At 71.1% G+C, this 20,456-nt stretch carries 17 protein-coding genes; 8 read left to right on the top strand and 9 right to left on the bottom strand.

Going from position 1 to position 20,456, the window contains the following annotated elements:
- Positions 1-75 precede the first annotated feature (75 nt).
- From MLE64_RS03780 to MLE64_RS03760, 5 genes are all read right to left on the bottom strand, one after another.
- The gene (locus MLE64_RS03780; protein ID WP_243316168.1) at positions 76-624 is read right to left on the bottom strand and encodes a hypothetical protein; all 549 of its coding nucleotides are present in this window, start codon (positions 622-624) and stop codon (positions 76-78) included.
- Positions 625-681: 57 nt separating this feature from the next.
- Positions 682-906 carry a DUF2188 domain-containing protein gene (locus tag MLE64_RS03775; RefSeq protein WP_243316166.1) on the bottom strand — a complete coding sequence of 75 codons (225 nt, stop codon included), beginning with the start codon at positions 904-906 and terminating at the stop codon, positions 682-684.
- Positions 907-1,067: 161 nt separating this feature from the next.
- Positions 1,068-2,360: a dihydroorotase gene (locus MLE64_RS03770; RefSeq protein WP_243316164.1), complete on the bottom strand. Its 1,293-nt coding sequence runs from the start codon at positions 2,358-2,360 to the stop codon at positions 1,068-1,070.
- 99 nt (positions 2,361-2,459) lie between these two features.
- Positions 2,460-3,920, bottom strand: coding sequence for an IMP dehydrogenase (gene guaB / locus MLE64_RS03765; protein ID WP_243285979.1), 1,461 nt, complete (start codon positions 3,918-3,920; stop codon positions 2,460-2,462).
- Between the two features lie 51 nt (positions 3,921-3,971).
- The gene (locus tag MLE64_RS03760; RefSeq protein WP_243316162.1) at positions 3,972-4,910 is read right to left on the bottom strand and encodes an ABC transporter ATP-binding protein; all 939 of its coding nucleotides are present in this window, start codon (positions 4,908-4,910) and stop codon (positions 3,972-3,974) included.
- Positions 4,911-5,057: 147 nt separating this feature from the next.
- On the opposite strand from MLE64_RS03760, the gene MLE64_RS03755 reads away from it, so the two are divergent.
- Positions 5,058-5,291, top strand: a complete 234-nt coding sequence (locus MLE64_RS03755; protein ID WP_243293868.1) for an HP1242/YdcH family protein — start codon at positions 5,058-5,060, stop codon at positions 5,289-5,291.
- 180 nt (positions 5,292-5,471) lie between these two features.
- Here MLE64_RS03755 and hutI read toward each other — a convergent pair whose 3' ends face one another.
- On the bottom strand, positions 5,472-6,680 hold the full coding sequence (gene hutI, locus MLE64_RS03750; protein ID WP_243316160.1) for an imidazolonepropionase: 1,209 nt from the start codon (positions 6,678-6,680) through the stop codon (positions 5,472-5,474).
- Between the two features lie 108 nt (positions 6,681-6,788).
- Between hutI and MLE64_RS03745 the strand changes: the two genes are divergently transcribed.
- The 7 genes from MLE64_RS03745 to MLE64_RS03715 are packed head-to-tail and all read left to right on the top strand — an operon-like array spanning position 6,789 to position 18,042.
- Complete coding sequence (locus MLE64_RS03745) at positions 6,789-8,945, top strand: hypothetical protein (protein ID WP_243316157.1); 2,157 nt, start codon at positions 6,789-6,791, stop codon at positions 8,943-8,945.
- A complete protein-coding gene (locus MLE64_RS03740; RefSeq protein ID WP_243316155.1) occupies positions 8,942-9,892 on the top strand; it encodes a DUF1175 family protein in 951 nt (316 codons plus the stop codon). The genes MLE64_RS03745 and MLE64_RS03740 overlap by 4 nt, the downstream gene beginning before the upstream one ends.
- Position 9,893: 1 nt before the next feature.
- Complete coding sequence (locus MLE64_RS03735) at positions 9,894-14,651, top strand: alpha-2-macroglobulin family protein (RefSeq protein ID WP_243316147.1); 4,758 nt, start codon at positions 9,894-9,896, stop codon at positions 14,649-14,651.
- Positions 14,648-15,505, top strand: a complete 858-nt coding sequence (locus MLE64_RS03730) for a hypothetical protein (RefSeq protein WP_243316137.1) — start codon at positions 14,648-14,650, stop codon at positions 15,503-15,505. Before MLE64_RS03735 ends, MLE64_RS03730 begins: the two co-directional genes overlap by 4 nt.
- Complete coding sequence (locus MLE64_RS03725) at positions 15,492-16,322, top strand: hypothetical protein (RefSeq protein ID WP_243316135.1); 831 nt, start codon at positions 15,492-15,494, stop codon at positions 16,320-16,322. Before MLE64_RS03730 ends, MLE64_RS03725 begins: the two co-directional genes overlap by 14 nt.
- Entirely contained in the window at positions 16,319-17,794 is a 1,476-nt protein-coding gene (locus MLE64_RS03720) for a hypothetical protein (protein ID WP_243316133.1), read from the top strand. Before MLE64_RS03725 ends, MLE64_RS03720 begins: the two co-directional genes overlap by 4 nt.
- Positions 17,791-18,042, top strand: a complete 252-nt coding sequence (locus MLE64_RS03715; protein ID WP_243316132.1) for a GIY-YIG nuclease family protein — start codon at positions 17,791-17,793, stop codon at positions 18,040-18,042. Before MLE64_RS03720 ends, MLE64_RS03715 begins: the two co-directional genes overlap by 4 nt.
- On the opposite strand, the gene MLE64_RS03710 is transcribed toward MLE64_RS03715, so the two are convergent.
- The 3 genes from MLE64_RS03710 to rpe form a co-directional block, all read right to left on the bottom strand.
- Entirely contained in the window at positions 18,026-18,502 is a 477-nt protein-coding gene (locus MLE64_RS03710) for a hypothetical protein (RefSeq protein ID WP_243316795.1), read from the bottom strand. The two genes, MLE64_RS03715 and MLE64_RS03710, sit on opposite strands and share 17 nt — an antisense overlap.
- A gap of 504 nt (positions 18,503-19,006) precedes the next feature.
- Positions 19,007-19,762: a hypothetical protein gene (locus MLE64_RS03705; protein ID WP_243316131.1), complete on the bottom strand. Its 756-nt coding sequence runs from the start codon at positions 19,760-19,762 to the stop codon at positions 19,007-19,009.
- Positions 19,759-20,445, bottom strand: a complete 687-nt coding sequence (gene rpe / locus MLE64_RS03700) for a ribulose-phosphate 3-epimerase (protein ID WP_243316129.1) — start codon at positions 20,443-20,445, stop codon at positions 19,759-19,761. The genes MLE64_RS03705 and rpe overlap by 4 nt, the downstream gene beginning before the upstream one ends.
- Between the last annotated feature and the right edge of the window lie 11 nt (positions 20,446-20,456).

Genomic DNA, 20,456 nt, shown 5'->3' with positions numbered 1-20,456 from the left:
CGATCACCTGGACCTTGGTTCGAGGATGCCGCTCTGCCCGGGCTTGGGCCACCCGACTCTTGCGGCGTTTGACGATCAGACAACTTTCGCGCTGGCGGGCCGGGCGAGTCCCGATCGGATCCGCCGCACCAGCATCGGCACGACCAGCATGGCGCCGAGGACGATCCACATGGTGGTGTCCGGATTCTTGATGACCGTGTTCAAGCGCAGGGTCGTGAGGGCGATGACGCCGTAGTAGAGCATGTCGCCCGCGATGGCGAAGGCCCAGCCCGCCAGGAAGCCGTGGCCCGCGGCCAGGGCCGCGCTCCGGCCGGTCATGGGGTCCACGCCGAAGGCGATCATGACGAGGGAGATGGGCCCGGCGCCGGGGCCGCCGACATGCGCGGCGCTGCGGGCCATGGCCTCACGCATCGCCGCGCCGAACCTGGCGAGGAAGGCCACCCGCCGTCCCAGCGCCACGAACAGCCGCAGCACGGGCTCGAAAGCGAGGGCCAGCAGCACGTCCGACACGAAATACAGCCCCGCCGTCAGCGGCCAGTGCAGGCCTTTCGATTGGGCCAGCAGCACCCCGGCCGGGATCCCGCCCCCGACGGGGATCAGGAAGAGGAGGAGGACCGCAAGCATGGATCCATCCTACCCGGGCCGGAGTGCGCGCCCGGGGGCCGCTCGGGTGATCAGGCTTCAACCCTTGATGCGCCGGGGATCCATGGACCTCGGATAGGTCCGCTCCTCTTGGATCTGGCCGTCCTCCTTGTGGATCTTCACGGAACCTTCATGGCCGTGCATGTAGGCCCGCATCTGCCCCATGGCCTCCGCCTTGGTCGCCGCGTGGATCACGGGCCGGCTGCCCCCTTCAGGCTTGAGGTTCCAGGCGTTTCCTTCCTTGGCGAGGTGATAGTTTTTCATATCGCCCTCCTCGTGTGGCTGTCGCCGGTGCCGAACATAGGCCTTTTCCAGGGCCCGGCCAATCAAGTCGCGGAAGGCGGGATGGCCCGGCCCACCTCGATCGGTGTGCTTGGATATGCCTCCAGGCCGCGGGACCTGGACGGGGTGCCGGGAAGGACCGGCTAGCCCCAGACCCGCTTCCCGCCCACCCAGGTGCCGACCACCTTCCCCGGCAGGCTCCAGCCCTTGAAGGGGGTGTTGTAGGACTTGGACTGGATGAAGGCGCGGTCCACTTGGACCTGGGCGCTGGGATCGAAGAGGACGAAGTCGGCGGGGGCGCCGGGCTGGAGGCTGCCGAGGCCGCGGCGGTCCAGATGGAAGGCCTGGGCGGGCTTCCAGGAGAGCAGGGCGATGGCCTTCGCCAGGCTGAGGATCTTGCGGTTCACCAGCAGCTCCAGCGTGAGGGGTAGGGCGGTCTCCAGGCCGATGACGCCAAAGGCGGCGATGGGCAGCTCCACTTCCTTGTCGTCCCAGCCGTGGGGCGCGTGATCCGTGGCGATGGCGTCCACCGTGCCGTCCGCGAGAGCCTCCAGCACCGCTTGGATGTCGGCCTCGGTGCGGAGGGGCGGGTTCATCTTGTAGTCGCTGTCGAACTTCATCAGTTCCTTGTCCGACAGCGCGAAGTGGTGGGGCGTCACCTCGCAGGTGACATTCAGTCCGCGGGCCTTGGCCTCGCGCACCATGCGCAGGGAGCCCTTCGTGCTGAGGTGGGCCAGGTGCAGGTGCCCGCCGGTGTGTTCGGCCAAGACGATGTCCCGGGCCACCATGGCCTCCTCCGCCGCCGCGGGGATGCCCAGGCAGCCGAGCGAGGCGCTCACGGCGCCCTCGTGCATGTAGCCCTTGCCGGCCAGGTCGCGATCCTCCTCGTGGGCCACCACGGGGACCTCCAGCCAGCGCGTGTACTCCAGCGCCCGGCGCATCAAGGCCGAGTTGCTGATGGGAAGGCCATCATCGGAGAAGGCCACGCAGCCCGCGGCCTTCAAGGTGCCCATGTCCGCCAGCTCCTCGCCCTTCATCTCGCGGCTGACGGTCCCGATGGGGAAGTAGCGGCACAAGTCGGCCTTCGCGGCGCGGGTCAGCATCATTTCCGTGATGGCCACGCTGTCGTTCACGGGCTTGGTGTTGGCCATGGCGCACACGGAAGTGAACCCGCCCGCCACCGCGGCACGGCTGCCCGTCTCGATGCTCTCCTTGCGGGTCTGTCCCGGCTCGCGGAAATGAACATGCAGGTCCACGAAGCCCGGGGCCAGCACCAGGCCCCCGCCGTCCAGCACCTCGGCCCCGGCCGCGAGGAGGTCGTGCTCGGCCTCCGCCCCGATGGCCGCCACCGCGCCCTCCACCACCAGCAGTGACCCCAGCCCGTCCAGGTTCTGCGCGGGATCCACAAGGCGGACGTTCTTCACGAGGAGGGACATGGGGGCTCCGAGGCTGGCTTCCGGTCTAGTTTGGGCTGTCAGCTGCCGGCTGTCAGCTATCAGTGGCCGACAGCTGATAGCCGGCAGCTGATAGCGTCCCTACTCCATCCGGTAGTTCGGGGCTTCCTTGGTGATCATGACGTCGTGGGCGTGGCTCTCGCGGAGGCCGGCGCCGCTGATCTCGACGAGGGTGGCCTTCTGCTGGAAGTCGGCGACGGAGGCGCCGCCGCTGAGGCCCATGCCGGCGCGGAGGCCGCCCATGAGCTGGGTGACCAGGTCGGCCATGCGCCCCTTGTAGGGCACCTGGCCTTCGATGCCCTCGGGCACGAGCTTGGTGTCGTCCTTGCCTTCCTGGAAGTAGCGGTCCTTGCTGCCCTGCTTCATGGCGCCCAGGCTACCCATGCCGCGGTAGGACTTGAAGGTCCGGCCGGCGTAGAAGATGGTTTCGCCGGGGGCTTCGTCGGTCCCCGCGAAGAGGCTGCCGATCATGACCGCATCGGCGCCCGCCGCGATGGCCTTGGCCACGTCGCCGCTGAACTTGATGCCGCCGTCGGCGATGCAGCTGACGCCGGCCTCGCGGCAGGCCCGGCTGGCTTCCGCCACGGCCGTGATCTGGGGCATGCCCGCGCCGGTGACGATGCGGGTGGTGCAGATGGAGCCGGGCCCGATGCCGACCTTCACCGCATCGGCGCCGGCGGCGGCCAGGTCCTTCGCGCCCTGGTAGGTGGCCACGTTGCCGGCGATGAGGGCCACGCCGGGATGCGCCTTCTTGAGGGCCTTCACGGCGTCGATGATGCCCTTGCTGTGGCCGTGGGAGCTGTCCAGGCAGAGTACGTCCACCTTGGCTTCCACTAGGGCCGCAGCGCGGTCCAGCAGCTCCTTGCCCACGCCCACGGCGGCGCCCACGCGCAGGCGCCCGTGGGTGTCCTTGCAGGCGTTGGGGTACTCGATGGACTTCTCGATGTCCTTGACGGTGATGAGGCCCTTGAGCTGGCCCTGGCCGTCCACCACCAGCAGCTTCTCGATCCGGTGCTTCTGCAGGATGCCCTTGGCCTCCTGCAGGGTGGTGCCCACCGGCACGGTGATGAGATTCTCCTTGGTCATGGCTTCGCGCACCGGGAGCTCCCAGCGGGTCTCGAAGCGCAGATCGCGGTTGGTGAGAATGCCCACCAGCCGGTGGCCCTCCACCACGGGCACGCCGCTGATGCGGAACTTGGCCATGAGGGCCTCGGCGTCCCGGATGGGCGCGTCAGGCCCGATGGTGATGGGGTCCGTGATCATGCCCGATTCGGACCGCTTCACCTTGTCCACCTCCTCTGCCTGGCGCTCGGGGCTGAGGTTCTTGTGGATGATGCCGATGCCGCCCAGCTGCGCGAGGGCGATGGCCATGCGGCTTTCCGTCACCGTGTCCATGGCGGCGGACAGGAGGGGGATGCGCAGCCCGATGTCCTTCGTGAGCCGGGTGCCCAGGTCCACCTGGTTCGGGTGGATCTCCGAGTAGCCGGGGACGAGCAGGACGTCGTCGAAGGTGAGGGCGCGCATCAGGGGCAAGGTCAGCATGGGGAGCCTTTTTCCGGACCCGCAGCCTGCGGGACCTTGCATCCCATGGTCTCACGGCTGGGGCGCGGCTTCCAGCGGACGCTCGCAACGCAGGCCGTCCCGGGAACTTCCGCGCCAGGGGCCCCAGGTGCCGCAAGTCCTGGCAGGGTCGGGGCATCGGGGCTGGAAGGGGCAGCCCGGCGGGCGGTCCTGGGGCGCCGGGAGGAAGCCGGCATCCCGGGAGGGCTGTCTCCGGGCGCCCGCCAGAAGGCGCACAGTGTAGGGATGACGCGGGGTTTCAAGGAGGCGGGCGGCGGGTCCGGTCTCCACGGGCTCGCCGCCATACAGCACCAGAAGGCGGTCGCAGGCCCGCGCCGCGAGGCCCAGGTCGTGGGTGATCCACAGGAAGCCCAGGTTCTGCTCCCGCTGGAGGTCGAGCACAACCTCCAGGAAGGCCTGTTGCGCCGCTGGATCCAGGGCCGTGGTGGGCTCGTCGAGCACCAGCAGCTCCGGATCGCAGGAAAGGGCGATGGCCAGCGCCAGCCGCTGCCTCTGGCCGCCGCTGACCTGATGGGGGAAGCGGGCCAGGAAGGCCGGAGTGGTGGGCAGGCGCAGCCGCTTGAGCAGCGGGGCGAGGCGGACCAGGGCCGCGCCAGGCGATTCCCTCCGATGGACACCCGGCAGCAGGGTCAGGTGCTGGGCCAGGGTCAGCAGGGGGTTCATGACCTGCCGGGGGTCCTGGGGCACCCAGGCCATCCGGACGCCCCGGATGCGGTCCCGTTCCCGCCCCGGGTGGAGCATGGGGACGCCGAAAGCCGTGAACCTTCCCCCCGCCGCCCGCACTCCAGGAGGCAGGACACCGAACAGGGCCTGCGCCAGCAGGCTCTTGCCCGACCCGCTCTCTCCTACCAGACCCAGGCGGTCGCCGGGGGCCAGGTGGAGGTCCAGCGGCCCGAGCAGGCGGACCCCGTCCACCCGTTCCAGGAGCAGCGCGTCGATGGCCAGGGACATGGCCCGAGAATGGCATGGAAGTGATGGAAGTCAACGGGTTCCATAGAGCCCCCGATTGCCCCTTGACGCCTTCCAGGGGGGTCCTACCCTTGGGCCACCTGATCACCCTGCGGGCCCGGCAGAGGCCCGCCCAGGCAAGGAGGATTCATGGATTTCCTGCGCCCAGATCTCCAGGAGCGCCTGATGAAGGAGCACTTCGAATTCCGCAAGCTCATGGAAGAACACAGAGCCGCCGACACGCGCCTCTGTGACCTCCAGAGGAAACCCACCCTCTCCGCCAAGGAATCCCTCGAAGAGGTGGAGCTCAAGAAGACCAAACTCCGCGCCAAGGAACGCATCTACTCCATCGTGCAGGAGGCCTCAAGGCACGCCGAACAGTAGGCCTTCCGCACTCGCAGGAGAAGCCCCGGGAATCGGCCCGGGGCTTCGTTTTTGTGGCTGGGGCATGGAGAAAGAACAAGGATTTCCACGAAGGACACGAATAAAAGCCTCAAGGACACGAATGGATTTCTTTCGTGCTCTTGCCTTTCCCTTCGTGTCCTTCGTGGAGATCTTTCTGCGTCAGGCTGGAAGGAACCTCGGCCGGTAGGGCTCTCCGACCCAGTAGATCAGCTCCAGCATGTCGTCCACGTCCCAGAGAAGCACCTCAGCCCGGGCGCCGGGGTGGAGGTGGCCGAGGTCGCCGCGGCGCAGGCTGCGGGCGGGGTGCAGGGTGAGGGCGGTGAAGGCCTCTTCGAAGGTCATGCGGAGCTGGAGGCAGCCCAGGCGCATGATGGTGAGCGGATCCAGGCAGGGGCAGGAGCCGGGGTTGAAGTCCGTGGCCAGGGCCACGCGGCAGCCGGCTTCGATCATCTTCCGGGCCGGGGCCCAGTCGCGCATGCCGAGAAACAGCGTGGTGCCCGGGAGCAGCACGGGGGTGACGTCGGCGGCGGCCATGGCCTTCATGCCCGCCTCGCTGCAGAACATGAGGTGGTCGGCGCTGGCGGCCCCCAGCTCCGCCGCCAGCTCGGCGCCGCCGGTCCAGGAGAGTTCATCGGCATGGACGCGGGGGATGAGCCCCAGGCGCTTCCCGGCCTCGAGGATGCGGCGGCCCTGGTCGGCGGTGTACACGCCCGTCTCCACGAACACATCGCAGAAGCGCGCCACGCCGGGGTGGCGGCGCACCAGCTCCGGCAGCCACTCGTCCGCCACAGCGCGGGCATTGGCCTCGGCATCGCCGTTGAACTCCGGCGCCAGGTCGTGGGCCGGGAGCAGGGTCACGTCCAGGCTCCATCCGCACGCCTTGAGCTGGGCGTAGGCGGCCGTGAGGCGGGATTCCGTTTCCAGCTCCAGGCCGTAGCCGGTCTTGCATTCGAGGTGGACGACGCCGCGCTCGCGGAAGGCCTTCAGTCGCGCCTCACCGGAGGCCACCAGCTCATCGACCGTGGCGCCCCGTGTGGCGCGGACAGTCTCCCGGATGCCGCCGCCCTCCGCCGCGATCTGCTGGTAGCTGACGCCGTGGAGGCGCCGGTTGAACTCGCCGGAGCGGTTGCCACCGAAGAGCAGGTGGGTGTGCGGGTCCACGAAGCCCGGCGTGGCCCAGGCGCCGCCGCCATCCACCTCGGGCGCGCCCTGCCATTCCGCCGGGAGATCCGCCGCCCGGCCCAGCCAGGCCACCCGGCCGCCGTCCAAGGCCAGCGCCGCGTCAGGAATGCGATCCACCGCCCAGGCCCGGGCGGGATCGGGGGTCAGCAGGCCCCGGAGGTTCACAAGCACGCGGCGGTCCGACATGGGTCCAGTCTGCCAGCAAAAAATTCCCAAGAGGTCCCTTGCGCCGGGTCCCCGGCTTGATAGCATCGCTCGACACCGGAGGTTCCAGTGCGGGGCAGGGGGCGTGGCATGAGGCGACTCGCGCAGAGTCTGTGTGTGCTTGGAGCGGTCCTGGCTCCCGTGGCGGCCCAGGAAAGCGTGCCGGCCTGGGCCAGGGAGTACGCCGCGCACTGGTCCACCTACCGCGCGGATGCCCGTGGCCAGCGGAACTGGCAGGCCGTTCCCTTCGCCCAGATGACCCAGGGCGAGCAGTGGGAGCAGTTCATGGAGCACCTCAAGCAGGGCGGGAGGGCCCAGCGCGCGGCGCTGGCCTTCCTCAGCCAGCGGACGCCCTCGGTCTGGGCCTCGGAGGGGCTGAAGACCGGGGATCCGGAGGTCACCCTCGCCCTGCATCGCCTCGGCTTCCGTCAATCCGGGGCCGATCCCTTCGCCTACCTCGGGGCGCCGGATCGGGTGGACCGCCCTTGGACCCATGGGCTGGGCCTGCACCTTGACAAGGCAGGATGGCGGTTCCAGTGGATCCCCAGCCCGGCGCTCTTCACCCAGGGCGGGAGCGCGGCGCTGCCGAAGGGACTGGGCCAGGCCGCCCAGCCCGGTGTGCTCATCCACCTGAAGGCGTTGCGCCCCGGGCTCGAGAAGCTGGTGGCCCTGAGCGGCGGAGCGGGCCCAGACGCGCAGGGCATCCTGCCAGCGCTCGGTCAGGGCAGCCGGCTGGGCTTCACAGCGCGCCACCTGGAGCCCTGGCTGAAGAAGGCCTCGCCGGCCCTGGAACCTCTGGCGAACCGCGAGGCCTGGGTGCTGCACTACGGTACCGCGCGCCCCGGTGCGGACGAGATCCAGGGCACGCTGGTGTTCATCCCCGGGGACCTGCCGGCGCGCACCCAGCTGACGATGGCCCTGCTGCGCCTGAATCCCTCCAGCTCCGGCGCGCGATCCCGCGTGGTGACATGGACAGGCCCTGGCGCGTCCACGGAAGTCCAGCAGCTGCGCGGTTCCGGCGGCGTCTTCCACCTGATCCAGATGGCCGAGGGTACCTGGATCAGCGACCGCGAGGCTCCCCTCCGCGCCCTGCTGTTCCCCGGCCCCGTGCCCACCCTGGGGGAACGCCCGGAATGGGCCCGCGTGGCCCTGTCGGCCATGACGCCGGACACGGAGCTCTCCTTCTGGCTGGCGCCGCGCATCGGCGCGGATGCGGCCTTCGAGGTCCAGGCCCTCCGTCGCCGGCAGGCGAACGCCCAGCAGGGCACCTGGCCCAACCCCTTCATTGCCAAGGCCGCGCCCCGCACCGGCGCCCTGGCGGTCTCCCTGGGCGCCGGGCCCACCGAGAAGCTGGTGGAGGCGATCCTCCGCGTGGACGATGCCACGGAATTCCGGATGCCGCAGATGCCCGCGTTCGCGGACGGCGGCCGGGCTCTGAGCCCGGAACAGATGAAGGCCTACCAGGAGGCGCTCGCGGCCGCGCAGGAGCGCCAGCGCCAGCGGACGGCCCTGCGCCAGGACGCCCAGGCCCTCCAGGCCTGCCTCGATCTCCGGGGCGCGGCGTTCTTCTGGAACGGCTGGGTGACGGCGCCGTCGCTGACAGGCACGGAAAAGGCGGCCCTGACCGAGCTGGCCAAGCTGCGGCGCGAGGACCCCTGGCGGGCCATGCGGCTCCAGCAGGAGGGGAAGGTGACCGCCTTCGGGGGCTTCGGCGAGCCCGGCATGGCCCCGAGCGTGGCCCTGGCCCTCCCCGTGCAGCCCGCCCGGCGGACGCAGGCCGAGAACCTCCTCAAGAAGGTGCTGCCGCGGCTCTTCAAGGGTCAGAACCAGAAACAGGCCCTCGGTTCGGCGGAGTTGCACCGCATCCTCACGGCCCAGGCCTTCCGGCCCGCCTGGACCCTGGTGGCCGACACGCTGGTGCTGGGCACGGACGAGGGCGCGGTGAAGGCCGTCGCCGCTGGCCTCCAGGGCCAGGCGCCCACCCTGGCGGACCGCGACTCTCGGGCCTGGGCTCGCATGGAAGTGGATGGCGCCCGAGCCTCCTCCGAGCTGGAGAATCTGCTGCTGGCCTTCCTCCGCAGTCGTAGCGGCGGGGGGTGGTGGATCGGCGAAGCGTCGAGCCAGGACGATGCGACGGCAGAGCTGGCGGCCAGCCTCGGCCCTTTCCTTGGCGCCCTGAAGGCCCTGGGGCCGGTGCGCATCGAGTGGGACTGGACCGCGGCGGGCCTGGAGGGGCGCCCGCGATGACGTCGATCCGTCTCCTGTCCGCGGCCATGGCCGCGGGGGCCGCGGCCTTCCTGGCCCTGGTCCCGGTGCGCCATCGGGCGTTCCTGGAGATGGATCCGTCCAACCCCGTCGCGAGGATCCGCCTGGACAGCCGCTCCCTGCTGGGCCTGCGCCGACCGGCCTGGGGCGCGCGGGTGGACGGGGCGGCGGCCTGGGGCGATAGCCGGGGCGGCTTCTTCCTCCGCGCGACGGCTCCTGCCCAGGCCGTCATCCACGCCTGGCCGGGATTCCGACAGTCTCTGTCCATTCCAAGGGCCGATGACGGTTCCATCGCTCTCCTGGATGAAGGTGATCTTGAAGCCTTCCGGGACTGGTTCGTGGCGCTCCTGGAACAGCAGGTGGAGGCGCCCAGCCCCGCCTGGGAGCCGGCCCAGCGGGACTGCGCCGGCCTGCTGCGGTTCGCCTTCCGGGAGGCCCTGACTCCCCACACCGCGGAATGGCGGGCGCGGGTGGCCTTCACGGACGGCGCCCCGGGGCAGGATCCCTCGCCGGCCTTCGCGGGGGCCTGGCGCCAGGGGTTCCCCACGCCGGGAGGGCCCCGTCCCTTCGCCAAGGGCGCCTTCCTCCGGCAGCTGTCCTGCGTGCCGCTGGGTCGCGACCTGGCCCAAGCGAAGCCGGGGGACCTGCTCTTCTTCGCCCGGGGCGGGGCCCACGCCCAGCCCGACCACGCCATGGCCTTCGTGCGGCCCGATGTGGATGGCACGCCCATGCTGCTCTACCACACGGGCCCCGAAGGCAGCGGCGCCTCCCGGCAGCCCGGCGAGGTCCGCCGGGCGCGCCTCGACGACCTGATGCACCATCCCGATCCCGACTTCCGTCCCCTGCCCGAGAACCCCGCGTTCCTGGGCCTCTTCCGCTGGCGGGTGCTGGCGGAGGCGGCCTCCGAACCTCTCCCTCCCAGGTCCTGACATGCGCTGGTTCCGTCCGCTCCTCACCCTGCTGCTGCCCGCGATTCTGCTGCTGCCCACCACGGGCACGGCCCAGAAGCGCGGCGCCGAGGCCCCCTGGCGGGAGGCCGGGTGGACCGGCGCCTTCGCGAACCTGAGGCCCACGCTGCCTGGGAAGCCGGGCCAGCTGGAGGCGGCCGGGCCCATCCCGGCCGAGGCGCGCATCCGCATCTACCGCGTGGAGGATCCCGAATCCCTGCTGAAGAAGGTGCTGGCGGATCGGGGCCGCGCCGTGGCCGAAGGCGGCCGGGGCGTCCAGGATCCCCTCGATCTGCTGCGCGAGGCTGTCCTGTGGGGCGGGCGGCGCGCCTTCGTCACCGTCCACCGGACGGCCACCCAGGCCCTGCGGGACGCCGCCAAGCAGACGGATCGCCTGCGCTCGGCCCGCACCTCGCCGGATCGGATCCGCGAAGGCGCCGCTCTGCCCATCGAAGGCCAGCCCGGGATCACCTTCGTCACCGAGCTCGTGCCCCGCATCAGCGAGGACGTCGCCGGGAAGAAGGGGCACCCGGACGACGAATCCGGGGACGACGGCTTCCTCAGCCGGGTGGATCTGCCGGCCCAAGCCGCCGGCCTGTATCTGGTGGAAGTGCTGCGCGGCAGCGACGCGGCCTACGTGCCGTGGCTCGTCACGGACCTGGCTCTGCTGTCGGAGCAGGACGGCTCCCGAATCCGCGTGCAGGCGGTGGACGCGCGGGACGGCTCGGGCAAGGCCGGCGTGTCGGGCCAGATCCTCGAGGGTCCCAAGGCCCAGCCCCTGGCCTTCGATGGCTCGGGAACGGCCGAGGCCGCGGCCACGCCCGGCGTGCGCCGGGTGGTGGTGGCCCGCAGCGGCGCGAGCTTCGCCCTGCTGGCCAGCGAGGGGCAGGGCTCCGCGGCCGTGCGCCAGCGCCTCTACGCCTTCACCGAGCGGCCCCTCTACCGGCCGGGTCAGGAGGTCTACGCCAAGGCCATCCTCCGCCGGGTGGAGGACGGCGAGAACCGCGTGGCGGGCGGCGCCGCGGACCTCCCCTTCACGGTGCTCGATCCCGAGGACACCAAGGTGACGGAGGGCCGCGCCAGGTTGCTGAGCGCGGAGACCGGCACCTATGCCGCCCAGTTCACCTTGCCGGGCGCCGGCCGCCTGGGCCTCTACCGCCTCGTCTTCCAGGGGCCGCAGGGGCCGGGCCAGGCCGAGTTCAAGGTGGAGCAGTTCGTGAAGCCCGCCTTCGAGGTCAAGGTCACGGCCGAGAAGGCGAAGGTGGGCCTGGGCGACACGCTGGCGTTCCACGCCAACGCCCGCTATTTCTACGGCGCCGCCGTGCGCGGGGCCAAGGCGGACTGGTTCCTCTACAAGGTGGTGCCGCCGAAGTCCAGCTGGATCTGGGACGACGAGGACGCCGGCCCGGCCCCCGAGCTCATGGAGAGCGGACAGCTGGAGCTGGACGAGGAGGGCCAGGCGGACCTGCCCGCCTTCAAGGCCGAGAGCGACGGCCTCTGGCGCATGGTGGTGAAAGTGGCCGACGCCTCGGGCCAGCGGAACAGTGGGCAGGCCCAGGTGCGGGCCGCCGCCGGCGACCTGGTGCTGATGATCGCCTCGGACCGCCAGGTGGCCCTGCCCGGCAAGCCCTTCCAGGTCACGGCCCGGGCGCTGGACATGGATGGCAAGGAGGTGCCGGGCGTGGCCATCTCCCTGCGCGCCACCCGCATCGTGGCGCAGAAGGACACCGCGTACTGGTGGTCCCGTCCCAATGCCCTGAAGCCTGGCGAGACCGTGGCCTCCGCGCAGGGCCCCCAGGCCATGCTGAGCATCCCGGAAGGCGGCGCCTTTCTGCTGGTGGCCGAGGCCCGCGATTCGAAGGGCCGCCCCGTCACCGCCCAGCGCCAGATCACCGTGGCGGCCGAGGGCACGCCGCTGCCCGCGGTGCCGGATCTCCGCGCGGCGGCGGACAAGCCCGAGTACCAGCCCGGCGACACGGCCCGGGTCCTCGTGCAGCTGCCGAGGCCCCGACTGACCCTGCACTGGGCGCTGGAGCACGAGGATCTCGGCCGGCACCAGAGCCGGATCGTCCAGGGCACCACCGCCCTGATCGAGATCCCCGTCACCGCCGCCATGCAGCCCAACGTCTGGGCCGTCTTCGAGATCGTGAGCGAGGGCCGCCGCCAGATGGTGGAAGTGCCGCTCCGCGTGCCGAAGCGGGATCGCCGCCTCCAGGTGGCCGTCACCACCGACAGGGAGCGCTACCAGCCCGGCCAGCCCATGAAGGTGTCCGTGGAAGTGAAAGACTTCGCCGGGAAGCCCTCCGCCGCGGACCTCAGCGTCGGCGTGGTGGACGAGGCCATCTACGCCCTGAGCCAGGAGCTGAATCCCGATCCGGTGCGCTTCTTCCATCCCACGCGCCGCCACGGCGTGCTGCGGTCGGGCTCCACCGATTGGAGCTTCCATGACCTCCTGCGCCGGCAGCGGCCTGTGTGGAGCCTCAAGCAGACGAAGCGCGGCGACTTCAAGGCCGATGACGACGAGAAGGTGCGCCAGAACTTCAAGGACACCGCCCACTGGGCGCCCTTCGTGGCTGCCGGGCGGGACGGGAAGGCCAGCGTGGACCTGGTGCTGCCGGACAACCTCACGGCCTGGCGGGCTACGGCCACGGCCATCACCGCCGACACCAAGGTCGGCGTGGGCCGGGCCTCCAAGCCCGCCTCCAAGCCCCTGCAGGTGGCCCTCACGCTGCCGCGGACGCTGAGCGTGGGCGAGGAGGCTCGGGCCATCGCCTTGGTGCGGAACCTCTCGGGTCAGCCCATCCAGGGCCGGATCCGCATGGAGGTGCAGAACGGCCGCTTCTCGGGAACGCCCGAAGGCACCTTCACCCTCCAGGACCAGGGCGAGTACCGCTTCGCCCTGCCGCTGTTCTCGGACAAGACCGGCTCGCTGACGGTCACGGCCCGCGTGGAGGGCGGCGGCCTGAAGGACGCTGAGCGGCAGAAGGTCACGGTGCTGGACCAGCTGGTGCCGGCCTCCCTCTCAGGTTCCATCCTGCTGGATGGCAGCAGCCAGACGGTCACCATCCCCGCCCCCCCCTCCGCGAAGGGGGAAGCCGCCCTGGTGCTCACGCCCGTGGGCAACCTGGAGCATCTGGCGGCGCCCTCGCTGCCCTACCTCATCGGCTACCCCTACGGCTGCGTGGAGCAGACGCTGTCCAGCTTCGTGCCCAACCTGCTGGTGGCCGACCTGGTGAAGCAGGGCGCCATGCCGGACCTGGACTGGAAGCAGCTCACGAACCTGGACCGCAACATCCGGGACGGCGTGTTCAAGGTGTACGGCTACCAGCAGCCCAACGGCGGCTGGGGCTGGTACGCGCCCAACGACTTCGGCCTGGATGCCAACCCCCACACCACCGGCTACGCCATCCAGAGCTTCGCCACCATGAAGCGCCTCGGCTATGCCGTGGACGAGGGCGTCTACCGCCGGGGCCGCATGGCCGCCATGGCCCTCTTCCAGCAGGTGGCACGGCAGGCGGATCAGGCCACGGCTGCCCAGCGCCAGCGGAACAGCCACGGACAGACCGCCGATCCCCAGGCCGATGCGGCCTTCCTGCTGGCCTCCCTGGCCCAGACGGGCGAGCCCATCGCCGGGCTCGTGGACAGCGCGGCCGACAAGGTGCTCCAAGGCCGATGGTCCGGCGATCACGTGCTGGCCCTGGTGGCGCTGGCCGCCGCGCAGGCGAAGCATCCCAAGGCGGGGCCTCTGGCCGAGCGCCTGGAGCAGCGCGCGGTGGTGAAGGGCGGCCTGGCCCGCTGGGAGGGCCGGCGCGACGTCTGGTGGGGCTACGCCTCCGGTGACGTGGTGCCCACGGTGATGGCGCTGAAGGCCCTCTGCCTGGTGCGTCCGCAATCGCCGCTGATCCGCCAGGGTGAGACGTTCCTGGCCTCGGAGTACCGCGGCTACGGCTGGTATTCCACCTGGAGCACGGGTCAGATCGTGGACCTGCTGCCCTACCTGCTGAAGACCCGCAAGCTGGACTGGGGAGCGCTCGCGATCCAGGCCTCGGTGCAGGGGGGCCCCACCTGGGACTTCAAGGAGCGGCCGCAGGCCCGTCGCTGGAATGCCCGGGAAGCCCGGGCCGGCACCTTCGCCATGGCCGAGCCGAAGCCCGTCACGGTCAGCGCCAGCGGCCGGGGGCTGCTCGTGTGGACCTACGCCTACCAAGTCCCCGGGAGCGCCGCGGGGGTGCCCAAGGGCGACGCGTCCACGGCGCTGCGCATGTCCGTGACCCGCGACCTCTGGCGCCTGAGGACGCCCCAGGAGACCGGCAACGCCAGCCAGGGCTGGATCCGCCAGCCCTGGACCGGGACGATGAAGGCCGGCGAGGAGGCCTGGATGCAGGTGTCCTTCCGCACGGACCGCGACGCGGACTACGTGATGCTGGAGGTGCCCACCCCCGGCGGCCTCAACCCCACCGTGAAGCTCGAGGGCTTCGTGCTCGAAGGGAAGCCCTTCACGGAGGAAGGGGCCTCGGACCGCTGGGTGAAGCCGCGGATCGAGGTGCATTCCGACAAGGTGACCTTCCTGTTCCCCCACATCTGGAGCTGGGATACGCAGACCGTCCGGATCCTTCTGCGGGCAGGCATGGCGGGCCACTACCGGCTCAGGCCCGCCAAGCTGAGCCTCATGTCGAACGAAGGGCAGTGGGTCACCAGCGACGGGCTGGACCTGAAGGTGGTGGATGGAGGTGCGCGATGAAGGCCGGGCTGATCCTCTTCCTGCTGCTGTCGACCGCCTTCCTCGGGGCGCAGAAACCACGCCCGGCCAAGGCTCCCGCCGCGGCCTACGTGCCGGATCTGAAGCTCTGGCGCATGGACGTGTCGCCCGCTCTGGGCGGCTGGTCCGGCGACCGCACCGTGGCGCTGAAGGTGAAGCTGGTGGACCCCAAGGATCCGAACCCGCCCAAGGACGAGCCCCAGCCGCGCTTCTTCGAGGAAGAGGACGAGGGCGGCTACGAGCCGCCGGCCGAGGACACGCGCACCGCCGATCAGCTGCGCAAAGAGCGGCTGGCGCGGGAGGCGGAAGCCGCCCGCAACGCCTGGCGGTCGCGCACCCTGCTGGTGTGGTTCAATGGCGCCTCGATGCGCTGGCAGGCCAGCGTGGGCGCCACTCTGAACATGGAACTCACCGCCCAGAACGGCGAGAATCGGCTGGAGATCCTGGAGCCGGATTCGGGCCTGAAGGTGGTCCGGAGCTGGTGGGTGTCCACCACCCGCACGCGGCTCCGCGTGGTGAGCCTCCAGGTCAACGACGAGTACGCCAGCGGCAGCCTCCAGGTGCAGGAACCGGACGGGGCCCTGGCGCAGGGCGGGCGCCGTACGCCCTCGGGTGGCATGCTGCGCTGGTCCGGCGAGTACACCCACGACACGCCACCGCCGGGCACCTACGCGCTGAAGTGGACCGGGGGCTGGCGGGGCGGCAAGCCCGCCCGCATCCACGTGGAGGCGGTGCTCGATGGCGGCACGGACCAGGAGCGCCGCTGGACCTGGGAACGCCTGATCCTGCCGGGTTCCGGCCCGGTCATGCTGGGGACCTTCGATGTGGAACCTTAGGTTCATCGCGCTCCTTCTGACCTCCATCCTGTTGGCCGCTCAGCCGGCGCCGGAGGCCGGTCCCACGCCCGCGGTGGTGGCCGCGGCCCGGGCACCCATCCTCCGGCCCGGCGAAGGCTTTGCCATCACCCTGGGGGATGGCGAGGTGCATGCCTATGGCGAGGCGCGCAGGGAAGCGCCCATGGGCAGCCTGGCCAAGCTGATCTGGATGAAGCTGGAAGGGAGCGAGTGGTCCGCGTCCGGCGTCCAGTACCGCTGCAAGGGTGCCGATGGGCCCTTCGTCTGCTGGAACCGCGAGGGCCATGGCCGCGTGGACCTGGCCCGCGCCCTCCAGGAGAGCTGCAACCTCGCCTTCCTGGCCTGGATCGCGGGTTCCCGCGAACGCTGGGTGGAGGACTATGGCCCGGATGCCGCCCGGGCCCGGCTCGAGGAGGCCTTCGAGCCCTTCCTCGGGCGTCGGATGCCCCCGGGCGAGGGGCTCCCGCCGCTGACGGCGGCCTGGGTGGGTGACGGTGACCTGCTGCGCACCAGCCCCGAGGCCTTCCTGCGCTGGCTCATGGATCCAAGCCAGGCGGAGGTCGTCACCTTCGGCAAGCGCTACCTGGCGGGCTTCTGGGTGGAGGTGAAGGACCTGTTCGGCAAAGAGGACTGGTGGTTCAAGACCGGCACGGGCCCGGTGCCCGGCGATCCGTCCGCCACCAGCGCCTGGGTGGCGGGTGGCCGGCGATCGGTCCTGGTGGTGCTCCACCTGCCGCGGGGACGCGGCAAGCAGGAGGGCATGACGCGCATCCGGGAGATCCTGGGGCTGAAGCCTTGATTCTGCTGGTCGCCCCGGCGCCCGAGCCGCCGTTCACACCACCGGCGATCGAAGGGGATGATGTCAATCAGGGCGCGCTGGAGGACTCGCTGCGGACGGCCTTCGCGTCCACGGTGGGGTTCGGCCCCTGGCCACTTGGACCCTGGCGGGTCCGCCTCCACCCGGATGCGGCCGCCTTCGAGAAGGCCACGGGCGCGCCTCCGGGGCGCAGTGGTCAGTGGCTGGGAGACACCCTTCACCTGCGCCCCTGGGAGCAGCTGCGGCGCCGGGACCTCGGGGCCATCCTGCGCCACGAGCTGACCCACCGGCGCCTTCGGGACGCGCGCCTCCGGGCCTGGGCGGAAGAGGCGAGATGCCTGTGGGCGGAGGGCCACGCCAAGCCGCCGCAGACCTGGCCCGCCGGGCCGCCGGCGGGTGTCCAGGGGCGCCTGGACCGGGCTCTGGCGGGAGGTGCCACCCGCGAGCAGGCCTGGGCCTACCGATGGCTGCGGGCCTGGCTGCGCGGCGGCCCCCTGCCGCCCCCGCCAGGCCGGACCGGTGCGGCCGCGGAACGCTGGGTCAAGGAAGCCCCCATCCTGGCCGAGACCGTCACGGTGGTTTGGCCCGCGGAGCGCCTGCGGGGGCCCATGGTCGTGAATGGACATCGTCTGTCGCATCGCCTGGGGAGGACTTGGCGCTTCCAGGGGACCGTTCGCTTCCAGGCGGGTTTCCCGGTGGGACCGCTCCGGGGCACGGTGCAGGTCCGGGCCGAGCGCCACGGCTGGCGCCTGGCGTGGACAGCCCCCCGGGCCGCCTGGATCGCCGCAGCCACCGAGGGGGAACTCGGCGCCGACTCGCCCTTCGAGGCCCGGCGCGCCCTGGCGGCGGTGCTGAGCCGCTGGCTGGACGGCCATCCCCGGCAGCACCAGGGCGGCGTCCTCTGCCCGCTGACCCATTGCGCGGTGGTGCGGGGCGCAGCCGTGCCGGCCACGATGCAGGCCGTAGAGTCGGCTCCGGTCCTGGACCTGGATTTCCGCTGGGCCTTCTTCACGGGGTCCGCCGGCGGGCATCCGCTGAGCCCCCGGGAAGTATGGGGTGATGGACCGGCCAAGGCCGGTGTCGCCACGGAAGTGCCGGGGGATCGCTGGCTGGCCTGGGAGCGCAGGCTGGATGCCACGCAGGTCGCGGCCCTGAAGCGGGATGTGGCCGTCGGCCTGAGGCCGGGGCAGCTCGGGATGAAGCTGGGCGCCTCCGGTCCCTACGCGGTGGAGGCGCTGCGCCTCGCCGCGGGACGGCGGTACGGCTGGACTGCGTGGCCCAGCAATGCCTGCGAGGCGGAGCTGCTGGCCGACGGCTCCCTCCGCCTGAAGGGGCGGGGCTGGGGCCACAATGTGGGCCTCTGCCTCAGTGCCGCGCGGTTCCGGGCGACTCAGGGCGCCACGGCGGAACAGATCCTCGCCGAGGCCTTTCCGCCTTCGTGGCGGACGCCATGACCTGGTGGGTGTACCTGCTCCGGTGTGGCGACGGCACCCTCTACTGCGGCATCGCCCTCGATGTGGCGGCGCGGCTGAAGCAGCACCAGGAGGGCCGCGGGGCCAAGTACACCCGCGGCCGGGGGCCCCTGGAGCTGGCCTACCGTGAGGCTAGCGCCTCGAAGGCCGAAGCGCTCAGGCGGGAGCGTGCTCTCAAACGACTGAAGCGCTCGGCCAAGGAGGCGCTGATCGCTAGAGGAAGACCGTGATCGCGAGGCGGATTCCCGGATAGCGGGGATTGACCAGGTAGTAGCCGTCGCCGTAGTAGTCGATGTACACCCGGTCGGCCATGTACCAGTCGTCCACCCAGAACTCCGGCCAGGGATCCACGATGAGGAACCAGTAGCCCCCGCAGCGGAACCGGGGATAGCCCTGGTAGATCACCGGCCGGCTGCCGATGAAGAAGGGATGGTTCCCCCCGAACCGGGAGACGAACTGCGGCTCGGGGATGCGATAGCCGCCATAGCCCCCGCGCTGGGCCCAGGTTCGATGATCACGGTCCCAGTGCTGGGCGCGATGCTCACGCCACCTGGACCGGGCCGGCCAGGCGTCGCGGCGCCAGGTGTCCCGGGACTGCCAGGCGCGGGCGGTCTCGGCGGCGCGCGGAGAGGGGCGCACGTCCCGGCCCTGGGGGCGGGAGGGCTCCCGGCGGTCGGTGGGGGGCCTCATGGCACCGGGGGCCTCACGCCGGTCCATACGTCCTTCGGGGCGTCCTTCTGAGCGCCCCTCGGGCCGGGAGAAGCGTTCCGGCCGCTCCTGCCGCTCGGGCCGGGCCTGGCGTTCGGGCCCAGGCATGGGGCGGGCCCGCTCCATGTCTCGTGAGGGGCGGGGCGCCTGGGGCGCGGCCCGCATGGGGGAGGGCTGCTCCCGACCTCGATCGGGGCCTCGCTCAGGGCCTCGTTCGGGGGCGCGGCCCTCGCGCGGGCGATCAGGCCGCGGGCCTTCCTCCCGGCGGTCGTGTTGGGCCGAGGCCGGCATGGCCAGGACTGCCAGAAGCGATAGAACCAAGGTGCTGGACGTTCGATGGCGCGTCATGGGCTCCTCCTTTCCACGTCCTCGATGGAGGCACTGGATAAGATGCTGGAAAAGCAGGATCAGTGCCAGCCCATGCTGCCCCAACCTCCGACCGGGGGTGTTCCGGTCCTTTGGAGAGCGGTTTTCGCAGGATCGGAATCAGTGCTGCAGCAGGTTCCGCAGCTCGTCCATCTGGGCTTTCGACGCCAGCGGACGGGCGGGCTGAGAACCATCGATGGGCACCGCGAGCACCTCCGCCGATTCGGCCTTCCGCGCATCACTCCGGGTCTCTACCACCAGGTAGACCGTTCGGCGGAGGCTGTCGTACTGCCAATTGGCGCACGTGGTTCCCGCGGCGGTGACCGCGCGCAGATTCCGGCCGGACGCGTCGCAGAGCCAGATCCGAGCCTCGTCGCCTTCGTCGAGGCGGCCATTCCCGTTCGTGTCCGAATCGACGATGCTCACCAGAAGGCCGTCCACTCGGGCGCTCCTGGCCTCTTCACCGTCCTCGAGGGTGTCGTAACGGAGGATGAGGCTCTTCCGGGCGAGCAGGGGCCGGGAGGCCAGCGTCTTCGCATCCACGAAGAGGAGGTTGAAGAGCGGGACGTTGGGGGCGCCCTTGCTGTAGCTCCCGATGCCCCGGGGCTCCTCGGATTCCTGCGGGAGTCCCTCCACGGGAACGAGCAGGGTGTCCGTGCCCTTCAGGGGCTTCGGGAGGCCCAGACGCAGGATGGCGGCCCGGGAGGGAGCGTCCGCGGTGGTCGCCGGGACGCCGGCCGGAAGGCTCTGCCCCCGGTCGCGGGAGGGCCAGAGCGCAGTGAGGCCCGTGACCAGCAGAACGATCAGGCCCGCCAGCAGGAGCGTTCCGTTCACGGCCCAGAGGAGGCGGTTGTAGCGCTGGAGGTCGAGCCTCATGCCAGCCGCCCGGTGGCCATTTCGCGCAGCAGACCCGCCACGGCGGCCTTCGGATCCTCAGCCTTGAACACGGCGTTGCCGGCCACCAGGCAATCGGCTCCGGCGCGGATGAGGCCCGCGGCGTTCTTCAGGCCCACGCCCCCATCCACCTGGATGAAGAAGGGGACGCCGCGCTCGGTCCGGAGGGCATCCAGGCGCCTCACTTTGTCGAGCACGCGGGGGATGAAGCTCTGGCCGCCGAAGCCTGGGTTCACGCTCATGAGCAGCACGAAGTCGAAGTCGCCCACCAGGTCGACGAGCGTCTCCACGGGCGTACCTGGATTCAGCACCACGCCGGCCTGGCCGCCCGCCTGCCGGATGGCGGCCAGGGTGCGGTGCAGGTGGGGATCGGCCTCCTGGTGGATGCTCACCCAGCCGGCGCCCGCCTTCACGAAATCGGGGGCGTAGCGCAGGGGCTCCACGATCATCAGGTGGCAGTCCAGGGGCAGGGCCGTGGCCTTCCTCAGGCTCTCCACCACGGGCAAGCCGATGGTGATGTTGGGCACGAAGCGGCCGTCCATGACGTCCACATGCACCACCTGGGCGCCCGCGGCGGCGATCATCCCCAGCTCCTCGCCCAGCCGCGTGAAGTCCGCGGAGAGCAGGGACGGGGCCAGCAGGGGGGACGCGGGGCGGAGGCTCATGGTTCCAGTAT

The organism is Geothrix paludis, from assembly GCF_022808815.1.
Classification (GTDB): domain Bacteria; phylum Acidobacteriota; class Holophagae; order Holophagales; family Holophagaceae; genus Geothrix; species Geothrix paludis.
Note: the sequence above shows the minus strand (reverse complement) of the source record. Positions and strands in the feature narration are given on the sequence as shown.